This is a genomic window from Pseudomonas sp. IT-P2 (genome assembly GCF_949767575.1).
GTDB classification, from domain to species: Bacteria; Pseudomonadota; Gammaproteobacteria; order Pseudomonadales; family Pseudomonadaceae; genus Aquipseudomonas; species Aquipseudomonas pharyngis.
Genome location: NZ_CATKQA010000011.1, coordinates 623,368 through 647,204 on the forward strand (window position 1 = coordinate 623,368; position 23,837 = coordinate 647,204).

Sequence of the window (23,837 nt, forward strand, 5' to 3'; positions counted from 1 at the left end):
CCGTTTTTCCGGGAAGATTAGCGCGGGGGCTCGGGATTCCCAGTCTGCCCCTAACATATAGAGCGGCCCTCCTGCATTTTATACATCCGCGTTTCTATTTCGTGTGAATTTTTTTACCGTGCACGAGAACGTCGCGGTATCACTGGCAGTCAGTGTGATATTTTTTAATAAGTATGTTTTAACTGGCTCTCCTGTTATCAGCACGTCCTTTTTCATACTTATCTATGCCTCCCAAGCAAACGGATTAAAAAGGTAGCCCCTGCCCCAGATCGTCTTGATGAGCTCTGGATTTCGAGGGTTGTCATTGAGCTTTCCGCGCAATTTACTGATGTGAACATCGACGCTGCGGTTGATCCCGTCGAAAGGAATACCGCGGATACGGTTGAGGATTTCGTCGCGAGAAAAAAGTGTGCCCGCCGCACTGGCCAGCAAGGACAGTAGTTCGAACTCCATGGTTGTCAGATCGATTCTCTGATCGGCCAGGCTCACTACCCGGCCACTGCGATCGATCGACAGCTGACCGAATTCGAGGATGTCGAGCGCTGTCGGTTGCTTCGTGGGGATATGGCGTCGCAGTAAAGCGCGCAACCGAGCCAGGAATACCGATGGTTTGACAGGTTTGACTACATAGTCGTCGGCACCGGATTCCAGGCCGAGAACCTGATCCCTGTCATCTCCCTTGGCAGTCAAGATGATGATGGGGATATCGAAACCATCACGAATCCGACGGCACAGGTGCAGTCCGTTCTGATCTGGCAGTAGGAGCTCAAGTACGACGATTTGTGGCTTGAGTTCAGCGATGGCCGCCAATGCCTGGTCACCCCGGCGAACCACTTGCACCGCAAATCCATGCCGGGCCAGGAATTTAGTGATGAGTTTCGCCAGCCTCTGATCGTCCTCAACTAGCAGTGTTTTAACGAGACCTGGGTTTTCCATAAAAGCTCAGCATTAGGACCTTGATTAAGTGTGTGCAGCCTCAGACCCACGGTGCGGTTGAGCGACCGATCATCAGCGAGTGATCACCGGGGCCCCGCCGCAGAGCATCTGCTTAGGCCTCCATTGATGATAACATTATTAAGATAACGTCTGTTGTGTTTAATCTTATCGCCTGCTAGCATCGAAATCGCCAAGTGGCATTTTCGAGGAGAAAGCTCTCATGCAACTCTCTGTGCGAAAGGCGTTCCTGGAAGACGGGGCCGTCTTGATCAAAGGTTTTCTGAGCAAAGATCAATTGGCCGAGTGCCGTGCAGCCTACGACTGGGCTGTTGAGAATCATGGCCCTCATGCGACTCGAATGTTCGACGGAACGGAGCAACAGTCGCACGTCGACAACGCCAATCCCGTTGCAAAGGCCCGTCTCGAAGAACTGGTGGCTTCCCTACCCTTTGGCGAGCTATTTGCCGAGCTGTGGGGTTCGGAGAATGTGTGGTACTTCGCCGAAGAAGTGTTTCTCAAAGCAGGTGGACGCGGTTCTCGCACGCTTTGGCATCAGGACACGTCCTATCTGCCTTGGGCCGGAAACCACTGGGCCAATGCCTGGATCAGTTTTGAGTCAGTGCCGAAGAAAAACGCTTTGGAAATCGTTCGAGGTTCGCACAAAGGACCACGCTACGACGGCACCACGTTTCGCGATCCGAATGATCCGACTCAACCGCTGCATGGCGGCGATGCATTGCCACGCCTGCCGGACATCGAGGCTTTGCGGCAAAACGATCCTGAGGCATTCGAGATCATTTCGTGGGCCACCGAGCCTGGCGATATCCTCCTGCTGCATCCGGGTTCGCTGCATGGCGGCGCTCCGGTGGATGAAGCCTTCCCTGATCGTCACACCTTCGTTTTCCGTTTTTTTGGCGACGACGCCACCTTCCATCCTTTGCCAGAACACAGCATCTCCGGTTATCCGCAGCAAGGAGTGCTGTTCACCGAAGAGCTGTCGACTCTGAAAGCGGGAGACGCCTTCCGCCACCCAACGTTCCGCCAATTAATATAAGAGGAGCACCGCCATGAGCACTCAAGACCTGCAGCGTCAGTCCTTCAACCCTGGTCACACCCAGGCGATCTACGACAACTTCCACTTTTCCCAGGCTACACGCGTCGGCAACATGATCTGGGTGTCCGGCCAGGTCGGTATCGACGAGGCCATGGTTCCAGCCGACGGCATCCAGGCGCAATCCCATCTGGCGTTTCAATCCTTGCGGACCATTCTCGAAGCTGCGGGCGCAAGCCTGGCCGACGTGGTCGAGCTGATGACGTTTCATACTGATCTGCAGGCCGAAGTGCACGCCTTTGGACAGGTAAAGGACGAATATTTCCCTGAACGTTATCCAGCCTGGACCGCTGTCGGCATTTCCCAACTGGCAATGCCGGGCTTGCGCGTGGAAGTCCGGGCCGTCGCGGTGATTGGCAGCGGTCGAATCTGAACGATTGCATGATCGCGACGTGCCAAGCCAAAATGGCGTTCGCAGCCGCTGTCGGCTCAACGCCTTCAACCAACGGAATCACTTTCTCTCATGCATGATGCTCAAGAGCCTTCCACGGATAGTCAGCACTCCATTGACAGTGATTCCGCGCCCGCTCCACGTCGCGGTCGTCCAGTAGGTAATCGTCTGGAAAAACGTGGTGAACTGTTGACCGCAGCCATCGAAGTCATTGCCCAGGAAGGTTATGCCGGGACATCTCTGCGCAAGGTCGCCAGTCATGCCGGGTGCACCACGGGGGCCGTGACCTATTACTTTGCCAACAAAGAAGAAATGATCACGGCGGCGGCGCAGAGTCTGTTCGACGAGTTCGACCATTTGCTGGATGCCGGTCAGGAAAAAGTCGATGTCAGGGCAATGATCGAGCAGTGGTTGAACCTGACTCAAGCCAACGACTCGGCGCGCTGGCTGGCCTTGTTTCAGATGCTTGCCCACGCTCGGCACGAACCGGTATTTGCCGACGTGATCCAGAAACGTTATTCGCGCTTCCGCGAGGATCTCGCCAGCATTCTGCGCAAGGGACAAAGCCAAGGCATCATCCGCAAGGACATTGCTGCCGATCTGCTTGCCGATCAGCTCAGCGCGCTGAGTGACGGCTGGATGATGATGCTGCCAATCGAGCCAGAGCGATTTGAAGCCAAACGCAGCAAGGCCTTGATGGATGCGGTCATCACGCTGATCAGCCCCGCTCGCTAAACCCTGCCCTCCAGCATCAACAAGGTTCGCTTCATTTGCGCAGCGAACCCTGCTTGGTCACGCCCGCGTTACGCTCATACCCACGGTTAACCGACATCGCGCCGATTTCACTTTGCTGAATTCCTGATCCGTCATATATTCACATAACATCTGTGATTATAAATAGAAAACGGAGGTGAAGATGAGTGCGGATCTCGATCAACTGTCGACGCAATCACGACAGCGACGGTTGTTATTGCAAGCGATCGGAGGCGCAGCCCTCGCCGGAGGGCTGGGTGTCACCGGGCGTGCGATGGCGCAAATCGAACCTGTAGATACCTCGATACTGGATGTGGTGATCATTGGCGCAGGGCTTTCCGGGCTAACCTCCGCCAGAGACCTCCAGGCCGCTGGCTGCGAGTCTTTTGCCGTGCTTGAAGCCCGCGACCGCGTCGGTGGTCGCACGCTGAACCATGATCTGGGCAATGGCGTGATCTCCGAAGCCGGTGGCCAATGGATCGGCCCGGGGCAAACGTCGATCGCCGACTTGGCCAGACAGCTCGATGTCGCCACCTTCCCCACCTACTACAAGGGCAAGGCGGTGTATCTGATGGACGAGGTCAACATCCAGGAAGATCTCAGCGACGGGCCGAATTCCAATACAGAAGTCGTCGCAAAACTGAACAAGCTCGCCGAAGGCGTCCCCAGCAAAGCGCCGTGGAAAGCCAAGGACGCGGCTGAGCTGGACAAACTGTCGGTCGGCCAGTGGCTGGCCGGTCAAGGCATCAGCAACGTCGACAAGATCGGCTTCAACATGTCCGTGAGCCTCACCTTCGGTACCACGCCGGCCGGCATGGGACTCCTGCATTACCTGGCGATGATCAACTCGTCGGACTGCCGCCTTGAAAAGCTCGAAGGGCTCCAGGGCGGTGCGCAGGAATCTCGCCTGGCTGGCGGCTCGCAAATTCTCAGTTTGAAGATGGCTCAGGCGCTGGGAGATAAAATCCGGTTGGCGTGCCCGGTGCGCAAGATTGTCGGTTGGGATCGTGATGTCGTCGAGTTGCACACCGATCAGGGCATCATCCGCACGCGGCAGGTAATTGCTGCGCTGAGCCCGGCGTTGTGCAATCAGATCCTCTTCGATCCGCCCCTGCCGTCCGGGCGTGCCGAGCTGCAGCGGCATTGGCCGGCCCATGCACCGATGCGCAAGACCGTGCACGTCTATGAGCGCCCGTTCTGGCGCGACCAAGGCCTCAACGGGCAGATTGTGCCAGTGGAAGGTCCGCTGATCTGGGCCTTTGACAACTCCCCGGCGGACGGCAGCCTGGGTGTGCTCAGCGGCTTCGTCAGGACCGGCCAATTACCCCATGACCCGAAAACGGCGCAGGACATCCTGTCGGCGATTTACGCCAGCGCCATGGGCGAACAAGCCCTGCACCCGATTCAGTTTCATGATCTGGACTGGGGCAAGATCGACCCGTGGAGTTTGAGTTGTATTTCCCCTATGCCCCCCGGTTTCTGGACGCAATGGGGCGAGTACCTGACGCCGGCGGTCGGTCGCCTGATCTGGTCGGGTACCGAGACTGCGGAAATCTGGGCCGGGGCAATGGACGGTGCGGTCCGCGCCGGACATCGCGCGGCAATGGAAGCGCTGCAGGCGTTGCTTCAACCACGGAGGAGCGCCTGATGAAGCGGACTATGGTGTTTGGAGTCATCACCGTGAGCGCGGCGTTGGCTGGATCAATAGCGATTTACGGGCCGGAACTGTGGGCGGGCTATCGTTTCATGCAGGCCGTGGATCAGCACGACGCTGCATATCAGGCCAACGGCGGTGCGTGGCCACAGCTGCAGGACACCTGCGCACTTTGCCATGGCGCCAACGGTCAACCCCGCGATGCTCAATACGCAGCGCTTGCAGGGCAGCCTGCGGCATACATCGAAAACCAGTTGCGCGCGTTTGCCGAAGGGCGTCGCCACAGTGCCCAGATGCAGCCGCTGGCGGCCAATCTGACCGACGAGCAGATCAAGCGCCTGGCCAGTTATTTTGCCGAACAGCGACCAGGCGTGACTGAAGTCCCGGCCAAGGATGATGCGCTGGACCAGCGCGGTCAGCGTGTGGTCGCCGCCAATGGGTGTGCAGCCTGCCACGGTGAAAAACTCTCTGGCGGCCCCCAGGCTCCGCGTATCGCCGGACAAGGGCAGCTTTATCTGATCGATCAACTGAGCGCTTTCAAACGTGGCCAACGCATCGATCCGACGCAGGCCATGAATGCCATGGCGGGCACCCTGTCAGATGAGGACATCAAGGCCGTGGCGCAGTATCTGGCCAAGCTGAACCCTTGATCCTGCCCGGGCAAGGATGCCCACCGCCCTACCCTGCATTACGCAAAAAAGCCGCCAAAACGGCGGCTTCGAGCACTTCAACTATCCTCCTCAGCGCGTTTGCAGAACTGCCATTGCGCCCTTCGCGCGCTCCAGCGCGCAATACGCGTAATACAGGTGCACCAGCAGATAAGCCCAGGTCGTCAGTGCAAGCACGTAGAAGTTGAGCAGCACATTGCTGTCGTCGCCGGGGATCTTGTAGAAATCGTAGATGCACGCAATGGTCAGTGAGGCGAGCATGCCAATCATCACACCGATCGCGTGTAGCGACTCTCCGACATTTGCAAGGCGTACTGCGAAATACACCAGGTAGACCGAAAACATCACCCACATCAGCACGTAGAAATACGGCAGGAGCGTGACCAGAACCTTGGTCGAGATCAACGCGAGTGTGCCCAGCAGAGCGCCGGCAAACATCATGAGCTCCTTGCCCATCGAGGGCTTGTAGGCATGCGTTACCGCCATCAGCCCGAGCACCGTAATAATCGGAATCCCGAAGGCTCTGGAGAACGCGTCGCAGAAGTATGAAATCAGGTACGCATGTTCCGATCCTGTCAGGAAAAAGATCAGGAAGTTTGTCGCGGAAAAGGCAACCACAAACCACTCCAGAGCCAGTAGCAGGTTTCTCTTCTTCAGAAACCTGATGCCAAAGGTCAGACCATTGGCAAGCAGCAAGAAACAGGCAAGGCACAGCACAATATTTCTCGGTTCCATAACGATAGCCTCGGTACAGCTGACAGAAAATTTGATGGGTTAGCGGGATTGAGAAACCAGTGCAGCCAGGTAAGCAGCAATTGCCTGGCGCTCCTGCGCTGACAGCGCCGCTGCAATGGCTTGCATCGCGCCACTTGGCTCAGTGCGCTCGCTGCTGGCAAAAGCGTTGAGCTGGGCCAAAAGGTAGTCCTGGCCTTGTGCAGCCAGGCGCGGGAAGGTGTCGTGGCCCATCAGTTGGGCACCATGACAGGCGGTGCAACCTCGGGTTTGCACCAGTTGTTTGCCCTGGTCCTTCAGCCCCTCGTCAGGGCTGACAGCCGCATGAGCAACGACCGATTGCCGGGCGTAGAACTTCGCCAGCAGATCAACTTCATCCGCGCTCAGGGTCATCGCCAGCGGCTCCATGTTGGGAGCGAGCCGTTGCCCACTTGCAAAGTTGCGCAACTGGGCAGACAGGTACGCGGCGGGTTGCCCGGCCAGGCTCGGATACGTCGGGTTCAGCGAGTTACCGTGGCTGCCATGGCAACCGGTGCAGGCATCGGTCAGGTGTGGCCAGTTTCCGCGTTCGGCCTGATAGGCCTCCGTGGATGTCGTGATGTAAGTCTGCAGCCGATACAGGTCGAGCAGATCACGGCCGAAAACCACCACCAGCACCGCAATGACCGCGATGACGCCAAGCGCTATGTTTTTTTTCATTGCCGCCTCCTATGCCCGACGTAACGCGTTGAGCACCTGCAATGCGCTATGGCGTCCGGCGCGCACGGCGCCGTCCATGTAACCTGCCCAGATGTCAGCGGTTTCGGTGCCCGACCAGAACAGATTGCCGCACGGCGGACGCAGTGCCTCGCCATGTGTCGACCAGAAACCGGGAGGAATCGGCGACACGCACGTGATGGTCCACGGGTCGAAATGCGCCCAGTCGTGATCGTGGTAGGAAACCGGCTCAAGCGCTGCGTCCCCCAGGGCGCGTGCATAGATTTCGGTCTGCACACGCTTCGCGGCTTCGGGGTCGGTGGGGGCTGCGGCATTCAGAATGAATGCATTGATCACGCCGATTTCGCCGTTTGGCGGCGAGTTGTCGTAGGCCCAGATGACTGGCCCACCGACCTGAATGATGTGGCCGTTCAAGCCCTTGTCACGCCAGAAAGGCCGCGGGTAAACCATTGCGGTCTTGCGTGCCGGCGAGTGCGCTGGCCAAGCCCGCTGCAGGGCGGCGCGAGCTTCGGGCAGCGGTGGATCGAATTGCAGGCGTTGGCACAGCGCGGGATGAATCGCCATGATCACCCGGCGGGCGCGGATCTCGCCCTGATCCGTTTGCAGTCTGACGATGTCGCGGTTCCAGTCAGCAATTTTGCGCACTGGGCACGACAAGCGAACCCTGTCGCCCAACAATTGCGCCATTTTGCTGCTGAGAACCTGTGAACCGCCGACGATCCGCGTGCCTTGCGCGCTATCCTTGATCGAATCGAGCCGCATGTATTCGCTGCCGGCCGAATTGATCATCGACAGAAAATGCAAGAAGCCCATCTTCGCCGGCGTGACACCGCAGGTCAGGAGGAAGCTGGCATTCCACCCTGCGCGATCTTCCGGCTTGATGTTTTGCTGAGCGAGCCAGTCGCCCGCCGAGAGCTTGTCCAGTTCGGCCACCCTGGGGGATTTCCATGGCGCACCGCACGGCACATCACGCGACAGCTCGCTGAGTTTTGCCGAGACGCTTTCGTCGGTACCGAAGGTGCCTTTCAAATCGACAGCGACACGTCCATCGCCCCCGAGGATCACGGTTTCCCCGTCATAGAAACTGGGAAAGGTGCCGACCTCAAGCTCACGGGCCAGATCCGCTACGGCGGTTTGTCCTGGACCGATCCACTGACCTCCGGCTTCGGAGATGTAGCCGGAGCCCAAGTCATGATTGAGGGTGCGGCCGCCGACACGATCACGCGCTTCAAGCACCAGCAGCGACTCACAGCCTGCCAGATGCAGATCACGGGCGGCGGTCAAACCAGCCAGGCCGGCACCAATGATCACCACATCAAATACATCGTCCGAACTGTCCTTTTGCAGCGCATCGGCGGCATTGGCCAGGCCAAGGTTCAAACCGATCGATCCTACGGCGGCGGTTGCACCGGCCAGTTTGAGTAATTGTCTTCGCTTCAGATCGGGAGGGGCGTCAGTACTCATGTTCGATGCCTCACATCACGTTATTGTTGGATTGAACGCCCGTGGCCGAGCGTGGGTGCGGCAGTAAAAAAGTGGTGACGAGAACGCAAACATTCGTTTGTCTTTCTGCAGGCGAACGCCTGCCGGCCCCGGGACTCCAAGGTCAGCTTCACCACGGAAAATCAGCGTGTTGGTTCTATAACCTCAACCGTCAGACATGAGGGTGCACAACTTTGCGGTTGGTGTATTCGTCCAGCAGATGTGCTCCCTCCAGCGCCACATTCACGGCGCACCACTGCAGCGGTTCGGGCAGGGTTTTCGGAGTTTTATGCCGCAGCGCGGCGAGCAGCGGATGCTCGATACCGCCGATTCTTTCTGCCAGCAAATGGCCGATCAGCGACTGCGAGGCGACACCGTGTCCGGAGCAACCCGCGGTGTAGAGAATGTTGTGGTGGGACCCGGTTTCGCCCACCACCGGCAACGCGTCGTAGGCCATGCTGACGTAACCACTCCAGCACGCTTGAATGCCGACACCGCGTAACGTCGGGAAACGCACGCCAAGGTTGTCTTGCAACGCGCGGTAGGTCACCTCATCGGGAATGTTCGGGGTTTTCGAGCCGTAGGCATAACCCAGCCGTTTGGTGGTCATCAGCAGTGTATTGCGTGCGGTCAGGCGATGGCTTTCCATCACCAGGTGCGGCGTGGTCAACCCTTCCCGCCCTGCCCAGCCCAGCGATGCCAACTGCTGTGGTGTCAATGGCTCGGTTTCGACCGCCGAAACCCGAAACGGTACGACTTTGTCGCGCAAAAGACCGAGCTGCGGCGTATAGGCATTGGTAGCGAGCACCACTATTGGCGCGCTCGCCCGACCGCGTGGCGTCCGGCAGGTGATCGTCGGCCCGTCGGAGTACGACTCAAGCGTGGTGTTTTCATACAGCCTCACCCCCGCCTGGAGTGCAGCGCGGCGCAGGCCCATCACGTATTTGCCTGGGTCCAGGGTACCGCCGTGGCGTTGCAGACAGCCAAACAGAAAGGCCGGTGGAATCCCCCGCGCGCGCATTTGTGCCTGATCCAGAAACTCGGTTTGCGAACCCAATTCGTGGCCCACGGCCATGCTTTTGCGCAGCCTCTTTTCTTGCGACGGATGGATCCCCGCCCTGATGATGCCCGAGGCGTTGTAGTCGCAGTCGATCCCCAGTTCGCGCAACCGACCTTCGACGTAGGCGACCGCTTCGTCATAGAACCTGACGATATTTTGCGCTTTTTCCTTGCCGACACGTTTCAGGAACAACTCGAACTCAATGCCGATGCTCCCGCCCAGATAACCGGCATTCCGACCGCTGGCACCGAAACCGGCAAACTCCTGCTCGAGGATAATGACCTTCGCTCCCAGCGCCGTAAGCTCCAGGGCGGTGGACAGCCCGGCGAAACCGGCACCGATCACGATGACGTCCGCGCTTACATCGCCTTCGAGCTCTGGCTGCAGATCAACCGGACTTTCGACCCAGCCACCCAACCGACGGAAATGTCCGCCTGCAAAATGGCGTTCCAACTCTTGTGCTTGATAGGCCATGGACATGTGATGCGCTCCTATCGACTCAGGATGTGAATAGCGACTGCTGCTTCCTCGACACCTTGAAGACCGCCACCGTTTTCCTGGATGGCATGCCGCGCGCCGTGGACTTGACGCGGCCCGGCCTCCCCGCGCAATTGGGTGACCAACTCGTACAACTGCCCGATCCCCGTCGCGCCAAGTGGATGACCTTTGGATTCCAGGCCGCCGGAGGTATTGATCGGAAGACGGCCACCTAGAGTGAAATCTCCCCGTTCTGCACAAACCCCACCCTCTCCCAGCGGTGCAAGTCCGAGATTTTCCGACTGGATGATTTCCCCCATTGCCGAGGCGTCGTGTACCTCGGCCACGTGCATGTCCTGCGGGCCGAGGCCGGCGATTTCGTAGGCTTCACGCGCCGCCAACAGGCTGACGTGCTTGTGCGGCTCGTCGAGCCCGCGCAGGGTGAAGCTGCGGATCACGCTGGCGGCGATTCGCACACAACGTTTTGGATCGGCACCAATGCGTTTCAGTCCCGCCTCGGTGCAAAGGATCGCGGCGGCCGCACCGTCGGACAGCGGCGCGCACATGGGCAATGTGATCGGATAGGTAATTGGAGGCGCCGCCAGAACTTCTTCGATGCTGAAGGTCTTGCGAAATTGCGAATAGGGGTTGTGCACCGAGTGTTGATGGTTCTTGGCACACACCGCCGCAATCTGCCGTTGAGTGGTGCCATAGGTCTTCATATGCCAGCGACACATGGCAGCATAAATGGCCATGAATTTACTGTACGGACGATCAGATTCCGAGCCTGGCGGAACAATGATGCCCTCCCCCATTTTCACCAGCGTCGCGTAGTTCTCTTCGGCAGTGGAAACGTCCCAACCGGTTTCGAACAGGGCCAGTGCCCGCGACTTGTCCGGCACGTTCATTTTCTCCGCGCCCAACGCCAGGGCCACGTCGGTAGCCCCTGAGCGCAAGCTCTGCACTGCCAGATGAACCGCTGTACTGCCCGAGGCGCAGGCGTTTTCGACGTTGTACACCGGCACCCCTTCGAGGCCGATCTTGCTGCACAGCACCTGCCCGGGAATCGACAGTTGTCCTTGCAGATGACCGTTGGTGATGCCGGCGTAGAACACCGCACCGATATCAGCGCGCAAGGCGCCGGAGTCGGCGAGTGCGCCCTGCAAAGCTTCCAGCGCTAAATCCTGGAGACTGCGTTCCAGGTGGCGACCGAACTCGGTCATGGCAATGCCGGCGATGTAAATAGGTTCCATCAGATCGTTCCCCTCAGATACGCCGGTCAACGTTTTGCCAGTAATGGGCACGCAGATCTTTCTTCAGCACCTTGCCGACCGGGCTGCGCGGCAATGCATCAATGAAATCCACGGTTTTCGGCGACTTGACCGAGCCGAGCCGGCTCTTGCACAGCTCGATCAACTCCTCGGCGGTGACGGTAAGCCCGGCGCTCAACTCAACCACGGCTTTCACGCCCTCGCCCCATTGCTCATCCGGCACACCGATGACCGCGCAGTCCTGCACCGCCGGATGACTCCACAGCACTTGCTCGACTTCGCTGGGATAAACATTGAATCCACCGGAAATGATCATGTCTTTCTTGCGGTCGGTAATGTGCAGGTAGCCGTGGGCATCGAGGTGACCGATATCACCGGTGTGCAGCCAGCCATCAATGATGGTTTCTGCAGTTTTCTGCGGATCCTTGTAGTACCCCTTCATTACCAGGTCGCCGCGCACACAGATCTCACCGGTTTGCCCCTGGCCGAGGATGTCCCCGGCGTCGCTGAGGATTTCCACGCGCACCAGCGGATTGGGCCGGCCCACAGAAGACAGACGCTCGTCCGATGCCAGGCGTCCACCGTGCAGATGCTCGGCGGGCGGCAGGTTGGAGATCGAGGCTGGGGCTTCAGTCTGGCCGTAACCACCGGCCATGACCGGGCCGAAGGTCTCGATGGCTTGCTTGAGTTTGTCCACCGACATCGGCGCCGCGCCGTACAGGAAATACTTCAGCGAGCTGAAATCGACCTTCTGCGCCAGATCCGGCACGTCCAGCAGTCGATAAATCACGGTAGGCGGCAAAAAGGTTTCGGTGACCTTGTACTTCGGGATCATTGCCAGCATCAGAGCCGGATCCGGTTTGGTAATGATCACAACCGTACCGCCCCGGGAGGTGCACGGCAGCGACAGCGTGCCAGCGGTGTGGGTCATCGGCGCCGCCGCCAGGTTGACTGGCGGATGGTCATCCCCGTAAGGGAAATTGATCATGAAGTGCGCGCAGAACGTCTGGATGCTGCGATGAGTGTTCATCACCCCCTTAGGCAGCCCGGTGGTGCCGCCGGTTGGCGAGAGTGCCACGACATCGTCCAGTTGATACTCGACCTCCGGTGCCGTGACCGGCTGACCATCGATCCAGGACTTGAGCGACGGTGCCCCCGGCAGGTGCTCGTCGATACAGATCCACAGACGAATTTTCGGCAGGCCAGGACGCAACGCGTCGATGATCGGCGCGAACTCTTTCTGGAAAAACAGCACTTCGCAGTCGAATGCGTCGAGCACGTGACGGTTCTCTTCGGCGCTGTTGCGTGCACCAACAGGAATCCAGCAAAGGTTGGCGCGCCATAACCCCAAGGTGCAGGTCCACGCCACTGCATCATTGGCAGACCAGATGGCGCCCTTGGTGCCGCTGGGCAAACCGGCCGCCAACAGTGCGTTGGCGATCCGGCATGACAGGTTGCGGACTTCGGTAAAAGTGAACACCCGATCGTCCTGGATATACGCCGCGCCATGCGGATTGATCCGCCAGCCACGGTCAAAGAAATCAATAATCGCCATGTCAGTCACTTCACAGTTGAGTAACGGTTGCGCGGGCCAGACCACGTTGCTCGAGGAAGCCCAGCAGATAGCGATGACCGAAGGCTTTGGAGGCCGAAGCGAAACCTGTCTTGGCGGTGTCGTTATTCAACAGCTTGACCACGGCCGCAGCGTGCAAGGCGCCAGTGGCGATGTAAGGCGTGATGCCATGCACGGTTGCACGCACGGCCGTCAGTTGACCGCGACCGATAGCGAAGTCGACGGTGCGTTGCAAGGTGCTGCGTTCACGCGGTGGCATGCTTGGAGTGGTCGATTGAACGAGGCTTTGAATCACCGCGTCCTGCTGCTCCTTAGGCAAGTGCTTGTATTCCGCTTCCCACTTCTCACCCAGGCCGTGGACCATTTTCATGACCGGGTTGTCGTAGAAGCCGACACAGGACATGCAACTGCGGACACGGCCATCATCCTCAAAAAACACCGGTAATGAGGTGCCGCCCCAAGGCAGGCAAAACACCGCTTCCAGCAGATCGGGACAAACCACATTGAAGCTGGCGTTCGGTGCATAAGGCACGAGTTCCTTTTCCCACAGGTAGGCCCCGGGATAGCGGACGCCTTCGAAGATGGTCGCCGTTGAACCGACGGTCACCCCGGCGGCACCGGTGCGTGGGCCACGAGTCAATGTGGCGGTTTCCAGCGAATCGACGCCCGGAGTTTCCAGGGCCAGCTCGGCGGCTATTTCGGCGTAGGTGTACATATATGCCAGCGATGGCGACAGCAGCAGACCGGCCTGGCGATACAGCTCGCCGAACTGATCGCGCAAGGCGCGAATGTGCGCCTGCTCTCCGGCCGGATCCAGATAATGGCAGCCAGCCTTCAAGGCCGCCTCAACGGCAGTCAGGCCAAAATTGATGAATGGGCCGACTGTGTTGCAAACCACGCGCGCGCCTTTGAATACCGAAACCAAAGCCTCGACCTCATGTGGGCACTCGATGATTTCGTAGGTCGCCGACTCCAGACCGACAACGCGTTGCGCCATCATTTCCTGAGCACGAGCAGCGTTACGAGCTACGGCGGTGAACGGGATGTGCTGGTCGATCAACCAATCCATGATCAGCATGCCGGTGTAACCACTGGCGCCGTAGACAACTACTGGATATTTGGCCATCGGGATTTACCTCATTTGTTGTTTTTGGATGAGTGATGTCGGGTGAATCTGCAGAGTCAGTTGTTCGCCCAGCCTTCGGCATACAGCTGCTGGGCAAGCAGCCCCAGTCGCATGGTCAGGACCCGGTTTTCGCCGTCCTCGATCAATGACGACTGGGTGTCGCGCAGCAGTTTTTCGATCGGGTATTCGCGGGTGGTGCCATTGCCGCCGAACAGGCGGAAAGCCTCTTGCACAACGGCCATTGCCTCTTCGGTTACCGTGACCTTGGCGGAGGCTGTGGCGTACGGGTGGGTTTGCGGCGACAGGCGCGCGAAGCTCAACGAACGTCGGGCGACCGCACGCGCTGCCTCGACCCGACGCAACATTTCGCCGAGGCGCAGACGGGTCATCTGGTGATCGATCAATGGATGACCGCCCTGGCGGCGCTCATGGCAGTACTGCAGCGCCATCTCGAAGGCGGCACGTGCGACACCGGTGAACACCTGACTCATGTGGGTGCCGGCGAAGGACCAGGAGGAGCTGACAGCACCGTAGTACTGGTCGCGCTCGGCAATAGCGAAGCGACGTGGCACTCGTACACTGTCGAAGTAGATTTCGCCTTGGGGCAAGGAACGCTGCCCGATCTTGTCCAGGGGCTTGCCTTTGGACACACCTTTGAGGTCGAGGGGGATAATCAGCGCAATACCGTGCGGCCGGCCGTTCTCATCGTAGAAACCGTCGCCGTAATCAGCGCACATCAAGCCCAGTGCAACCTGTGCAATGGCTCCGTTGGAGACCCACGCGGAGCTTTGGCCATTGAGGATGACTTCATCGCCGACCACTTTAGCGGTCAGATTGCCGATATTGCCGAGCTTACCTGCCGGCCAGTCTCGCGCCATGTCGAAGATCTGGTTGTCGCTGCCACGATCAGGTTGAGTGGCCATCCAGCAGCCGATCCGGCCTTGGCAGAGTTCGACCAACTCGGCATTGCCAGCGGCGATGGCCATTTGCAGAGGGAAGTCGGCGCAACCCAGCGAGACAGCCAGGCCTGCATCGCCCCAGCCGAGTTCTTCGCCTATCAGAGATTCGATCCGCACTGCCATTTCCGGCGGTAACTGCGCCAACAGTGCCGGGTCAAGACCGAGCTTGGCGAATTCGCCGAACAACGAATAGTAAGGCGAGCCCGGGGCAACGACTTCTTCCGGGGTCATCCGGTCCAGCTCTCGACCCAGCGGGCGTAACACCTCTTTGGCGAAGCGGTGGACGGAGGCCTGTATTGCAGCCTCCTCTTCTGTCAGCGGTGTTTCGAATCCGGAGAGTCCGGCGGCTGGCAGGGTAAGTGTCGACTTGAGCGAGATCATCAGAGTACCTCCATCGAAATCGCAGGTCGCTGCGCTTTGCAACGTTCTGCGTCTTGTTATTTGCAATCGACTCTAACAAGCAAAATTATTTAACGCAACATCTGTTATGTTTATTGTTGAAAACGTAAATGGCTGCTCTCCAGGCACGGAAAATCCGGCCGAAAATCAGCAGGGTTCTAGATGTTTTTTCGCGCTGAAATGCCGGAAAGCGGGTTGGCGCCTGTCTTCCGACACATCGATGGCATCAGCGTTGAGGGACGACGCCTCGCCGTGAAAACAGAATCGGTGAAGTGTCACTGTTGAGCAGGATCGCGGTGAGAGAAACACCGTCGCTACTGGATTGCTCGTGAAAACTGCTCCCACCGTCGTCACTGCGAACCATCAAACCGTCGAGTCCTACCGCAATCACTGCTCGCCCGGAAACATCTATGGCTGTGACTGAACTCTTGCTTTGCAACGGTACGCGCTGCCAGTTCGAACCGTCTGCAGAGCTGTGCAACAAGGTGCCGCGTTGCCCGCCCACCAGCAGTGAACCGTCGCCAAGCACGGCCCCTGTCCACAACGTGCCGCTGTAGCCCGTATCCAGATAGCGCCAGTGTTTGCCCTGGTCATCGGAGCGCAATAACTGGCCGCGTTCCGCCGTTGCGTACAAATGCCCTGCTCCATCGGCAAACAGTCCCATCAGATTCAAGTCGGCACGACTCGCTCCGGGAGGCGCATCGATTTTTTGCTCGATCCAGGTCTTTCCGCCGTCATCGGTTGTCAGCACCAGCGACCACAGCCCTACCGCGACACCCTGGATCGGGTTGAAAAAGTGCACCGCAAACAATGGCCGATCTTCTGCACTGGACAAGCGTTGAACTTGCCAATTCTCACCTCCGTCCCTGGTGGCGAGAATTGCGCCCCAGTGGCCGACAGCCCAGCCCTGTCTGGCGTCGACGAAGGACACACCGGTCAAAGGCGTGGACACCGGTACGGATGTCGCTTGACGGAAATGCTGGCCTCGGTCGTCCGACAGCAACACCACCCCGTGATCGCCGACGGCAACGGTTCGCTCCCCAGCCCAGGTAACACTCAACAGCGTGGCGGCACTGGCGTTGGCAGTTTTTGCTGCAGGTACGGTCGGCAAGGGCGAAGCCTGCGATAACGCCGATAACATTAGAACGAGTAAAGCAATCAGATTTCGCATCGGGATCTCCTCAATGCACCAGAGAGCCAATCAAGCGCACTGGACGACGCCGTGGGAACATTCGTTCAAGCCACACGGCGAATGCAGGCAGAACTGTCATGGCCATGATCATGTTGACCAGGAACATGAAGGCCAGCAGCTTGCCCATGTCGGCCTGGAACTTAAGATCGGAAAACGCCCAGGTGGCGACGCCCACCGCCAAGGTGATGGCGGTAAAGATCGTAGCGACGCCTACCTCCAGCAACGCGTGCTCGACCGCTTTGGTAATTGGCTGCCCGAGAGCCTGGTGCAGTTGCAGACGGTTGTAGATATAAAAGGCGTAATCCACGCCGATGCCGACGGCCAGCACCATGACTGGCAAGGTGGCGATGGTCAGACCGATTTGCAGCTCTTTCATGAACCAGTAGCCGATGAAGGTGCCCAGTGTCAGCGGTAGGCAACAGACCAACACCGCGCGCCAGTCTCGATAGACGACAAACACCAACAGAGCGATCGCTGCATAGACATAAAGCATCATGGGCAGCTCGCTGCGTTCTACCTCTTCGTTGATCGCCGCAATCACGCCAGCGTTACCGGAAGCCAAGCGTATGCTCACGCCCGGCTGAATGAACTGAGAACGGAATGCCTTGGCGGCGGCAATCACGCGGTGAATGGTCGTCGCTTTATGATCGGCTAGGAACAGATGCACCGCCGTCATGCTGCAATCGGGACGCATCATCCCTGGCACTCGAGCTACTTCGGCGGCCATCGACGAGTAGTTGGTCGGGTCGATGGGCACTGCGTTCATTTTCGGGTTGCCCTCGTTATAGCCCTCGTTAAACTGCCGCAGGCTGTTAGAGAACGAGGTGACCGACACCACACCTGGTACACCTTGCATAGCCCATACAAAGCGATCCTGATACTGACCAAGGGCAATGTCTTCACAAGCGTTTGCGCCGGCGTCAGTTTTGGCTTCGAAGACCACACTGAGCCAATCCAGCCCGATGTCGTAATTGCCGGCAATGGATACCGCATCACGATTGAAGCGCGCATCCTCGCGCAGTTCAGGCGCCCCGGCCTGCAGGGAGCCAACCACCCGATCGTGGCTTTGCCAGGCCGCGGTGACAAATATCAGCATGGCCATGCCCAGCACCCACCGGACGTTGTGCCATTCAGTCAATCGGGCAAAACCGCGTAACCAACGAGCCCGGCGCTGGCGAGAAATTTCCTCGGCAGCGGCGTAACCGGCATCTACCCGTAGCATTGATGCCACGATCGGCAGCATCACCAGGTTGGTGACGATCTTGAACGCCACCCCGAGCGAGGCGGTGATTGCCAGCTCCCGAACCATTGGAATCGGGATCAACAATAGCGTTACGAACGAAACAAATGCAGTGACTAACGCCAGCGTGCCGGGAATCAGCAAGCCGCTGAAACTGGCGCGTGCCGCTCCTTCCACCGACTTGCCGCAGGCGATCTCGCGAATGATGAAGTTGATTTGCTGTACGCCATGGGAGACCCCGATGGCAAACACCAGAAAGGGCACCAGCACTGCCAGCGGATCCAGTCCATAGCCGAGCAAACGCAAGGCGCCGAACTGCCAGATCAGTGACACCAGCGAGCAACCCACCGCCAGCAAGGTGAAACGAAGTGAATGGCAATACCAGTACACCGCAGCGGCCGTCAGCAGCAATGCCAATAGGCAGAACTCCAGCACCGCCGAGGCACCTACTGCAATGTCACCGATCTGCTTGGCGAAACCGATGATTTGGATCTCGAAGTCCTTGTCCTCGAACTGATTGCGAATTTTCTCCTCAAGCACATGGTTGTAGGCCACATAGTCGAGGCGCTGGCCGTCAGCATCGAATTCGTTGAGATCGACAGTGATCATTGCGCTGCTTTGGTCGCGAGCGACCAGCGTTCCGATAAAGCCACCCTGCGCCGTCGAGTTGGCGATCATCGCCATGCTCGTTTCATCGAGACTTTCGGGCGTCACCGTACCCGGCACCAGCGGATCGGCACGAAAACCTTCTTCGGTGATTTCGTTGACGAACGCGTTGGGCGTCCACAACGAACGCACACTGCTGCGCGATACGTTCGGCAGGAAAATCAGCGCCTGAGTGACGTCATAAAGGCGCTTGAGCCCTGCCTGGCTCCAGATCGTCCCCTGACGAGCCTTTACCACCACGGTCAGCCGGTTCGCACCGAGCAAGTCGTTGCGATACGTCTCAAAGGTTGAGATGTACTCGTGGCCAATGGGTAGCTGCTTTTCAAATCCTGCTTCCATGCGTAACTGGACGGCAAACCAGGCCATGCCCGCTGTGAACACCGCCAAACTCAACAACGTCAGCAGGCGATGAGTGAACAACCACTGTTCGATGCGCGGCAATACACCGCGCACTTTGGTTTCCTTCATTTTCAGAGAACTATTCACGGCGTGCCTCATAGGGTTCGGGAGACCACAAGGCCGACGTAATCGCGATCACGCAGCAGTTGATCGTAAGGGGTCTTGCCGCCCATGAACTTGGCGTAGTTGGCCGAGATCTGCCAGCTCGCAGGATTGCGCACGAAGTTGAGGTACAGGTTCATACTGCTGGCATCCTCGGTGAACGTCGCCGACAGGTTGGGTGTGCGTCCCTTGATGGATTGCGAATAGAACACTCCCGGCGTCACCTGCCAGCCAGGGATCAGCGTGTTGTCATACGTCAGGCTGAAATCGAGGCTGATTCCGGAAGAGGTTTTGTTGCCCTTGGCGCTCGGCGGGATGGACGGATCCAGTTGCCAGGTATTGAGACCGGCGGCAATCGGTTCACCGGCGTACTCGTTATGCAGCCCCGGGTATTTCACGACCACGAGTTCGCTCAGCAGCGTACCGGTGCTGGCACCGGTGAGGTCGAGCAACGTCGGCGAGTTGGACGGGGTCATGCTGTAAATGCCGGTCAGGTGCCATTGCAGTTTCTTTTCATCCGTCCAGCACTTGCCACCGTTGCTGGCACAGGCGTCGATGACTGGATTAAGCGGCACCGCATCCTTTGGGCGATATGAAAGCTCCGTGCCCAATGCCCAGTCGCCGACCGGCATGTTGGCACTGATGCCGTACATCATGCGGTCCTCCGGATACTTCCAGGTTTGCGCCAAAGCGAAGGTTTCCGGATCCAGTACCTGCATGCTCAACGACGGCAGTTTGTCGTGATAACGCATCACGTACAGGCCGAGGTTGAGATCGGTGTTGTCAGGCTGCCAGCGCAGCGACACCCCCCATTGGCCTCCATTGCGTGCGTCCTTTTCGTCGTAACCGTAAGCTCCCCTGCCCTCGCCCAGTGCATGGGTGGTGGACCAATAACTGCCCACGGGAGGCAGCTCGCTTTTGTTCCAGTTGAACTGCCAGTACGCCTCGATATTGACGCCGGCACCAAGCCCTGACGCGAGGCTCAACATCGGCGCTGGCAACAGGGCTTCCTTGAGCTGGGTGCCGGGACGCGACAACGCCATGACATCGTAGGCGTTGGTATTGTTGATGCCGCCGGCAGCGAACAGGCTCTCGCCCCAGTTGATGACCTGATTACCCAGACGAGCACGAACACGCTGTTCACCGACATCGAAACTCTTGCTCACCCACAGGTCCAGCAGGCGCGCTTTGAACTCCAGATCGTCCCGGGCGCTGCTGGTGAGGCCGTCGCTCCCGACACCTTCAGGCCGGTTGGCCGATAGCGCACCGCTGGTGTCGGTCGCGGCAAAGTCGCGTATCCAACTCCCGCGTGCCATGAACGTGTAGTCCTCGGGAAATTTAAGCACCAGTTCATGGGTGCCTTTTATGTAGTTGGTGAACAGATCCCCCCGGTCGTAGTTCAAGTCGCCCTGGTCACCAATATTGGCGCTGGGAGCCAGACAACCGCTGGGAGGATTGTGACCGCCTGGACTGCTGGTGATGAGATTGCATCCGCGAGATTCGGTCCGTAACCCCATGCCCACAGCGAGAGTGGAATCGAATGAGCCTCGGATGTTTTCGGTTTCAAAAGTGAACGCCATGGCAAATGGGGTTGCACACGCGATGACAAGACCTGAGGTTTTACTGATTATTTTTTTCATGTCTGTTCCCGAAAGCCGCTGTTAGCGTTCGCTGGTGGCGCGCAGATTGTCTGAGGTGTAGAAGTCGCGTTTCAAACGAGGGTTGTTGGCGCTATCGGTGAGCCAGCGATGGTCGTTCTTGCCGGTACCAATGGAGGTCATGTCGTAGAGGTAGCGACCATCAACGAGGTTGTATTGCGCCTGGGCTTCCATATCGCAGGTGCCAGTCTCGTAGACCGGGATTGTGTAGCCTTCGCGGACTTTCCAGATTTGCCCTTGTTTGTCGTAGTCCACCGCCATCAGCGCGTTCCAACTGTCCTCATCGATGTAAAACAGACGTTTCGGAGCCTGATGACGCATGCCCTGGCGAACGGTTGCTTCTACCACCCAGACGCGGTGCAACTCATAGCGACGCGATTCGGGGGCGATGAAGTCGCGCTTGGCCACATCCTCAATCTTCGCCGAGTTGTCGTAGGCGCCGAACGAGTTGTAGGGCACAAGCATTTCCTGCTTGCCGACCAACTTCCAGTCGAAGCGATCCATCGGACCAAAGAACACGTTGGACTCATCAATGGTGTACTGATTGTCCAGACCGATTTGCGGTGCGTCGTAGGAGTACGCCGGCATGCGACGTACCCGGCGCTGGCCCGGGAAGTAATAGAACGTAGTGGCTTGCTCGCCAGCTTTGGTCGTCACCACGCCGGCCTGCCCGGCAAGGGCTGCGGGGTCGGAGTAGCTGAAGTAGGTCGCAACTTCGAGTCGATCGAATGAAGAAAACAATGCACTGCCCTTCACGCCCCATGGTGTGTACATGAACCAGTCCGTGGAGGTTCGCAGCCAGTCTTCACTCCCTTTTCGCGGCGAAATTCCGGAAACGGTTTTCGACATATCGAAGCCGACGCCGCGATAACGCATTTTCATGTTCCACATAACCTCGGCACCCGAGGTTGGAAACGGAAATGGGATACCGGGGACGTAAGCCTCCTGCAGTGCCAGACCGTCGCCGTCGAGTTTCGCGAAACCGACATTCTTCTTCGTGTTTTCCGCGACGAAATCCGGTACCCCACAGCTGCGCCGTGTCGGATACACATCCATCCGGTACCCCGGAATCTTCTTGAACATTTCCACTTGGCCAGGGGAAAGCTTGCCGGTGTACTTCGCGACGTTGCCTGAGTCGATACTGAACAGCGGTTTGTCATCCTTGAACTTCCACTGCTGACCTCGCACCTGGCCGTGGCTCCAACCGCCGCCTTGTGGTCCGGGTGGTGTCCAGGCAGGAATGACACCATCGGCGCTGGCAGCCGCCTCACCTCCCAGCGGGGTCAGTTTTGTGCCGAGCAATGCAGGATCCTTATCTGCCGCCTGCGCCGTGCAGATGAAGGTTGATGCGGCGACGGCCGCGATCAAACATCTGCGTACGACGCCTTTAGAAACATTGTTATTGGGGCGCTCAATCACTGTGTTCATTGGAGGATCCTCGTGGGTCTTGATCGGCACCGTGGCCACTTTGACGGCAGTAACACGTTGCCTGCGCTAACCTAATCAACTGACTTGATCAATTGACCAAGTCGCTTGATCAAAGCAAGGCTGGTGCCAATGTCTGAAGCGCGGGAAATAGTCACGTTTAATCAATCGATTACAGAAACGAGGGATAGATTCGAGCCACGAGATTTTCGTTAAACATTTCCGAGTGTTTCTTCGGTTCGCACCAAATCGGGAATTTGCGAAACAGTCGTTACCAATAATGGTGCGACAGTTTCAGACCACCGTTTCTTCCCTGACGCAAGGCGATTCGTTGCTGTAGCATCCGCAAGCGTCGACAGCGCCCTTACCGATAAAGGGCGCCAGGAATATTGGAGATTGCTGACCTATGGCCAGAATGGGCGCTGAATTACGCCGGCAGGATTTCGTCGAGGCAACGATCAAAGTGATTGCCGAGCACGGTGTCGCCAATGCAACGACCCGACGGATTGCGGCGGCGGCCGGTTGTCCGTTGGCATCGTTGCATTACGTGTTCCATACCAAGAACGACCTCTTCTATGCCGTCTATGAGTCACTGTTTAACCTGCCTCATCAAGCGTTGGAACACGTCCCTGCCGGGACAACTGCCGCTGATACGACTGCCGAAGTCCTGCGACAGTTGATCACTTGGTTCATCGATCATCCGGACGCGGCCAAGGCGCAGAGTGAGTTGTTTTTTTGGGCACTGCGCAATGACCCCGAAATGGCAAGCAAGATTTACTCAGTAGCCATTGAAGCGACTGAGCAGGCACTGGAGCGAGCTGTAGGCGCAGAGCTGGGGGAAAAGTTTTTAAAGGCCGCAAGTCGGCTTCTGGTCCAACTGGTTGACGGGTTGACTATCGCGTGGTCCGCCCATGGAGACCTGCATAGATTGAGGGCCGAAACCGAGACGGCTTGCGCCGCACTGGCCCTGCTGGTGGCCAGTCACTGAGCCGATCACATGCTGCTGACCAGATGGCCTCCATCCACGGTCAGTACGCTGCCAGTCATGAATGCACCGGCGTCACTCGCTAACAGCAAAAAGGGACCGGCCAGTTCATGTAACTGACCCAGTCGACGCATGGGCACCCTATCGCGGATGTAGCTGTTGCCCTTGTCACCCTCAAAAAAAGCTTCGTTCATTTCAGTCTTGAAATAACCTGGCGCGATGGCGTTGACCCTGATGTTGTACCGCGCCAGCTCCAGCGCCAGTGACTTGGTCAGCTGAACCACTCCGGCTTTTGCAGCGCAGTAATGGCTGTAACCGGTGCTAACACGCAGTCCGAGTATCGAGGCCACGTTGACGATGCTGCCATTACGTCCGGCCTTTGCCAGCCTTTGTGCAGCAACCTGGGCGACACGCCAGACGCCATCCAGATTGGTTGAAAGCATCTCACGCCACTGCTCTTCACTGATTTCGAGTGGACGCTGGCCGTTACCGATACCTGCGTTGTTGAGTACCACGTCAACCACGCCAAAATGTGCTTCGGCCGCATCGAACGCCGCTTCGACACTGTTCCGGTCAGTCACATCAAGTTCGACGGACAGCGCTTGCCCGCAATCCCATTCAATGTCCTTTGCCACCTGTGCGAGTCTTTCGACGCGTCGTGCAGTCAGCACAACCCGGGCGCCGGCATGCCCAGCGACCCTTGCCAGGTGAGCTCCAATGCCGCTGGAGGCGCCGGTGATCAATACCGTTCGGCCGGCAAGCGAAAAATTCTGAATGAAATCTTGAGTCATCAACACACCTCGAAATGAATCGCGCTGGCGCGCTCTACGGGTAACAGGTCCCTTTCTCCGAAATCGGGCG

General features: G+C 58.3%; 20 protein-coding genes. 6 read left to right on the forward strand and 14 right to left on the reverse strand.

All coding sequences use genetic code 11. From position 1 onward, the window contains the following. Positions 1–222 precede the first annotated feature (222 nt). Positions 223–936: a winged helix-turn-helix domain-containing protein gene (locus ACM6JM_RS09560; protein ID WP_011334147.1), complete on the reverse strand. Its 714-nt coding sequence runs from the start codon at positions 934–936 to the stop codon at positions 223–225. Positions 937–1,156: 220 nt separating this feature from the next. Here ACM6JM_RS09560 and ACM6JM_RS09565 point away from each other — a divergent pair, with 220 nt between their 5' ends. From ACM6JM_RS09565 to ACM6JM_RS09585, 5 genes are all read left to right on the forward strand, one after another. Then, positions 1,157–1,990, forward strand: coding sequence for a phytanoyl-CoA dioxygenase family protein (locus ACM6JM_RS09565; protein ID WP_414881740.1), 834 nt, complete (start codon positions 1,157–1,159; stop codon positions 1,988–1,990). 13 nt (positions 1,991–2,003) lie between these two features. Beyond that, positions 2,004–2,420: a RidA family protein gene (locus ACM6JM_RS09570; protein ID WP_011334149.1), complete on the forward strand. Its 417-nt coding sequence runs from the start codon at positions 2,004–2,006 to the stop codon at positions 2,418–2,420. Between the two features lie 90 nt (positions 2,421–2,510). Beyond that, complete coding sequence (locus ACM6JM_RS09575) at positions 2,511–3,173, forward strand: TetR/AcrR family transcriptional regulator (protein WP_414881741.1); 663 nt, start codon at positions 2,511–2,513, stop codon at positions 3,171–3,173. 181 nt (positions 3,174–3,354) lie between these two features. Beyond that, positions 3,355–4,839: a flavin monoamine oxidase family protein gene (locus tag ACM6JM_RS09580; protein ID WP_011334151.1), complete on the forward strand. Its 1,485-nt coding sequence runs from the start codon at positions 3,355–3,357 to the stop codon at positions 4,837–4,839. Next, positions 4,839–5,495 (forward strand): c-type cytochrome, encoded by a 657-nt coding sequence (locus ACM6JM_RS09585; protein ID WP_414881742.1) that lies wholly within the window; start codon positions 4,839–4,841, stop codon positions 5,493–5,495. Before ACM6JM_RS09580 ends, ACM6JM_RS09585 begins: the two co-directional genes overlap by 1 nt. Before the next feature lie 90 nt (positions 5,496–5,585). Here the strand turns inward: ACM6JM_RS09585 and ACM6JM_RS09590 are convergent, their stop codons facing one another. The 12 genes from ACM6JM_RS09590 to ACM6JM_RS09645 all read right to left on the reverse strand — a co-directional run bounded on the left by ACM6JM_RS09590 (position 5,586) and on the right by ACM6JM_RS09645 (position 21,994). Then, positions 5,586–6,248, reverse strand: a complete 663-nt coding sequence (locus ACM6JM_RS09590; RefSeq protein WP_011334153.1) for a hypothetical protein — start codon at positions 6,246–6,248, stop codon at positions 5,586–5,588. A 39-nt stretch (positions 6,249–6,287) separates the two neighbouring features. Beyond that, positions 6,288–6,944 (reverse strand): c-type cytochrome, encoded by a 657-nt coding sequence (locus ACM6JM_RS09595; RefSeq protein ID WP_414881743.1) that lies wholly within the window; start codon positions 6,942–6,944, stop codon positions 6,288–6,290. A gap of 9 nt (positions 6,945–6,953) precedes the next feature. Continuing rightward, entirely contained in the window at positions 6,954–8,426 is a 1,473-nt protein-coding gene (locus tag ACM6JM_RS09600) for a flavin monoamine oxidase family protein (RefSeq protein WP_011334155.1), read from the reverse strand. Positions 8,427–8,616: 190 nt separating this feature from the next. After that, complete coding sequence (locus ACM6JM_RS09605; RefSeq protein WP_074690584.1) at positions 8,617–9,984, reverse strand: NAD(P)/FAD-dependent oxidoreductase; 1,368 nt, start codon at positions 9,982–9,984, stop codon at positions 8,617–8,619. A gap of 11 nt (positions 9,985–9,995) precedes the next feature. Next, complete coding sequence (locus ACM6JM_RS09610; protein WP_011334157.1) at positions 9,996–11,234, reverse strand: thiolase family protein; 1,239 nt, start codon at positions 11,232–11,234, stop codon at positions 9,996–9,998. 13 nt (positions 11,235–11,247) lie between these two features. Next, positions 11,248–12,807 (reverse strand): AMP-binding protein, encoded by a 1,560-nt coding sequence (locus tag ACM6JM_RS09615; RefSeq protein ID WP_011334158.1) that lies wholly within the window; start codon positions 12,805–12,807, stop codon positions 11,248–11,250. 10 nt (positions 12,808–12,817) lie between these two features. Further along, on the reverse strand, positions 12,818–13,951 hold the full coding sequence (locus tag ACM6JM_RS09620; protein ID WP_011334159.1) for a saccharopine dehydrogenase family protein: 1,134 nt from the start codon (positions 13,949–13,951) through the stop codon (positions 12,818–12,820). A gap of 56 nt (positions 13,952–14,007) precedes the next feature. After that, positions 14,008–15,291, reverse strand: a complete 1,284-nt coding sequence (locus tag ACM6JM_RS09625; RefSeq protein ID WP_011334160.1) for an acyl-CoA dehydrogenase family protein — start codon at positions 15,289–15,291, stop codon at positions 14,008–14,010. 244 nt (positions 15,292–15,535) lie between these two features. Further along, positions 15,536–16,480, reverse strand: coding sequence for a WD40/YVTN/BNR-like repeat-containing protein (locus tag ACM6JM_RS09630; protein WP_074690581.1), 945 nt, complete (start codon positions 16,478–16,480; stop codon positions 15,536–15,538). A 10-nt stretch (positions 16,481–16,490) separates the two neighbouring features. Continuing rightward, entirely contained in the window at positions 16,491–18,893 is a 2,403-nt protein-coding gene (locus ACM6JM_RS09635) for an efflux RND transporter permease subunit (RefSeq protein ID WP_414881744.1), read from the reverse strand. An 8-nt stretch (positions 18,894–18,901) separates the two neighbouring features. Continuing rightward, positions 18,902–20,548 (reverse strand): DUF1302 domain-containing protein, encoded by a 1,647-nt coding sequence (locus tag ACM6JM_RS09640; RefSeq protein WP_039768483.1) that lies wholly within the window; start codon positions 20,546–20,548, stop codon positions 18,902–18,904. Between the two features lie 21 nt (positions 20,549–20,569). After that, the gene (locus tag ACM6JM_RS09645) at positions 20,570–21,994 is read right to left on the reverse strand and encodes a DUF1329 domain-containing protein (protein WP_011334164.1); all 1,425 of its coding nucleotides are present in this window, start codon (positions 21,992–21,994) and stop codon (positions 20,570–20,572) included. Positions 21,995–22,397: 403 nt separating this feature from the next. On the opposite strand from ACM6JM_RS09645, the gene ACM6JM_RS09650 reads away from it, so the two are divergent. Next, positions 22,398–22,979: a TetR/AcrR family transcriptional regulator gene (locus ACM6JM_RS09650; protein WP_011334165.1), complete on the forward strand. Its 582-nt coding sequence runs from the start codon at positions 22,398–22,400 to the stop codon at positions 22,977–22,979. Between the two features lie 5 nt (positions 22,980–22,984). On the opposite strand, the gene ACM6JM_RS09655 is transcribed toward ACM6JM_RS09650, so the two are convergent. Then, positions 22,985–23,767, reverse strand: a complete 783-nt coding sequence (locus ACM6JM_RS09655; protein ID WP_414881745.1) for an SDR family NAD(P)-dependent oxidoreductase — start codon at positions 23,765–23,767, stop codon at positions 22,985–22,987. Positions 23,768–23,837: the final 70 nt, after the last annotated feature.

Bases quoted from the DNA above. Each gene is read 5' to 3' on its own strand.
- ACM6JM_RS09580 (WP_011334151.1), top strand. From the start codon at position 3,355: ATGAGTGCGGATCTCGATCAACTGTCGACGCAATCACGACAGCGACGG.
- ACM6JM_RS09585 (WP_414881742.1), top strand. From the start codon at position 4,839: ATGAAGCGGACTATGGTGTTTGGAGTCATCACCGTGAGCGCGGCGTTG.
- ACM6JM_RS09595 (WP_414881743.1), bottom strand. From the start codon at position 6,944: ATGAAAAAAAACATAGCGCTTGGCGTCATCGCGGTCATTGCGGTGCTG.
- ACM6JM_RS09615 (WP_011334158.1), bottom strand. From the start codon at position 12,807: ATGGCGATTATTGATTTCTTTGACCGTGGCTGGCGGATCAATCCGCAT.
- ACM6JM_RS09620 (WP_011334159.1), bottom strand. From the start codon at position 13,951: ATGGCCAAATATCCAGTAGTTGTCTACGGCGCCAGTGGTTACACCGGC.
- ACM6JM_RS09570 (WP_011334149.1), top strand. From the start codon at position 2,004: ATGAGCACTCAAGACCTGCAGCGTCAGTCCTTCAACCCTGGTCACACC.
- ACM6JM_RS09565 (WP_414881740.1), top strand. From the start codon at position 1,157: ATGCAACTCTCTGTGCGAAAGGCGTTCCTGGAAGACGGGGCCGTCTTG.
- ACM6JM_RS09590 (WP_011334153.1), bottom strand. From the start codon at position 6,248: ATGGAACCGAGAAATATTGTGCTGTGCCTTGCCTGTTTCTTGCTGCTT.
- ACM6JM_RS09600 (WP_011334155.1), bottom strand. From the start codon at position 8,426: ATGAGTACTGACGCCCCTCCCGATCTGAAGCGAAGACAATTACTCAAA.
- ACM6JM_RS09655 (WP_414881745.1), bottom strand. From the start codon at position 23,767: ATGACTCAAGATTTCATTCAGAATTTTTCGCTTGCCGGCCGAACGGTA.
- ACM6JM_RS09645 (WP_011334164.1), bottom strand. From the start codon at position 21,994: ATGAACACAGTGATTGAGCGCCCCAATAACAATGTTTCTAAAGGCGTC.
- ACM6JM_RS09575 (WP_414881741.1), top strand. From the start codon at position 2,511: ATGCATGATGCTCAAGAGCCTTCCACGGATAGTCAGCACTCCATTGAC.
- ACM6JM_RS09610 (WP_011334157.1), bottom strand. From the start codon at position 11,234: ATGGAACCTATTTACATCGCCGGCATTGCCATGACCGAGTTCGGTCGC.
- ACM6JM_RS09630 (WP_074690581.1), bottom strand. From the start codon at position 16,480: ATGCGAAATCTGATTGCTTTACTCGTTCTAATGTTATCGGCGTTATCG.
- ACM6JM_RS09640 (WP_039768483.1), bottom strand. From the start codon at position 20,548: ATGAAAAAAATAATCAGTAAAACCTCAGGTCTTGTCATCGCGTGTGCA.
- ACM6JM_RS09650 (WP_011334165.1), top strand. From the start codon at position 22,398: ATGGCCAGAATGGGCGCTGAATTACGCCGGCAGGATTTCGTCGAGGCA.
- ACM6JM_RS09560 (WP_011334147.1), bottom strand. From the start codon at position 936: ATGGAAAACCCAGGTCTCGTTAAAACACTGCTAGTTGAGGACGATCAG.
- ACM6JM_RS09625 (WP_011334160.1), bottom strand. From the start codon at position 15,291: ATGATCTCGCTCAAGTCGACACTTACCCTGCCAGCCGCCGGACTCTCC.
- ACM6JM_RS09605 (WP_074690584.1), bottom strand. From the start codon at position 9,984: ATGTCCATGGCCTATCAAGCACAAGAGTTGGAACGCCATTTTGCAGGC.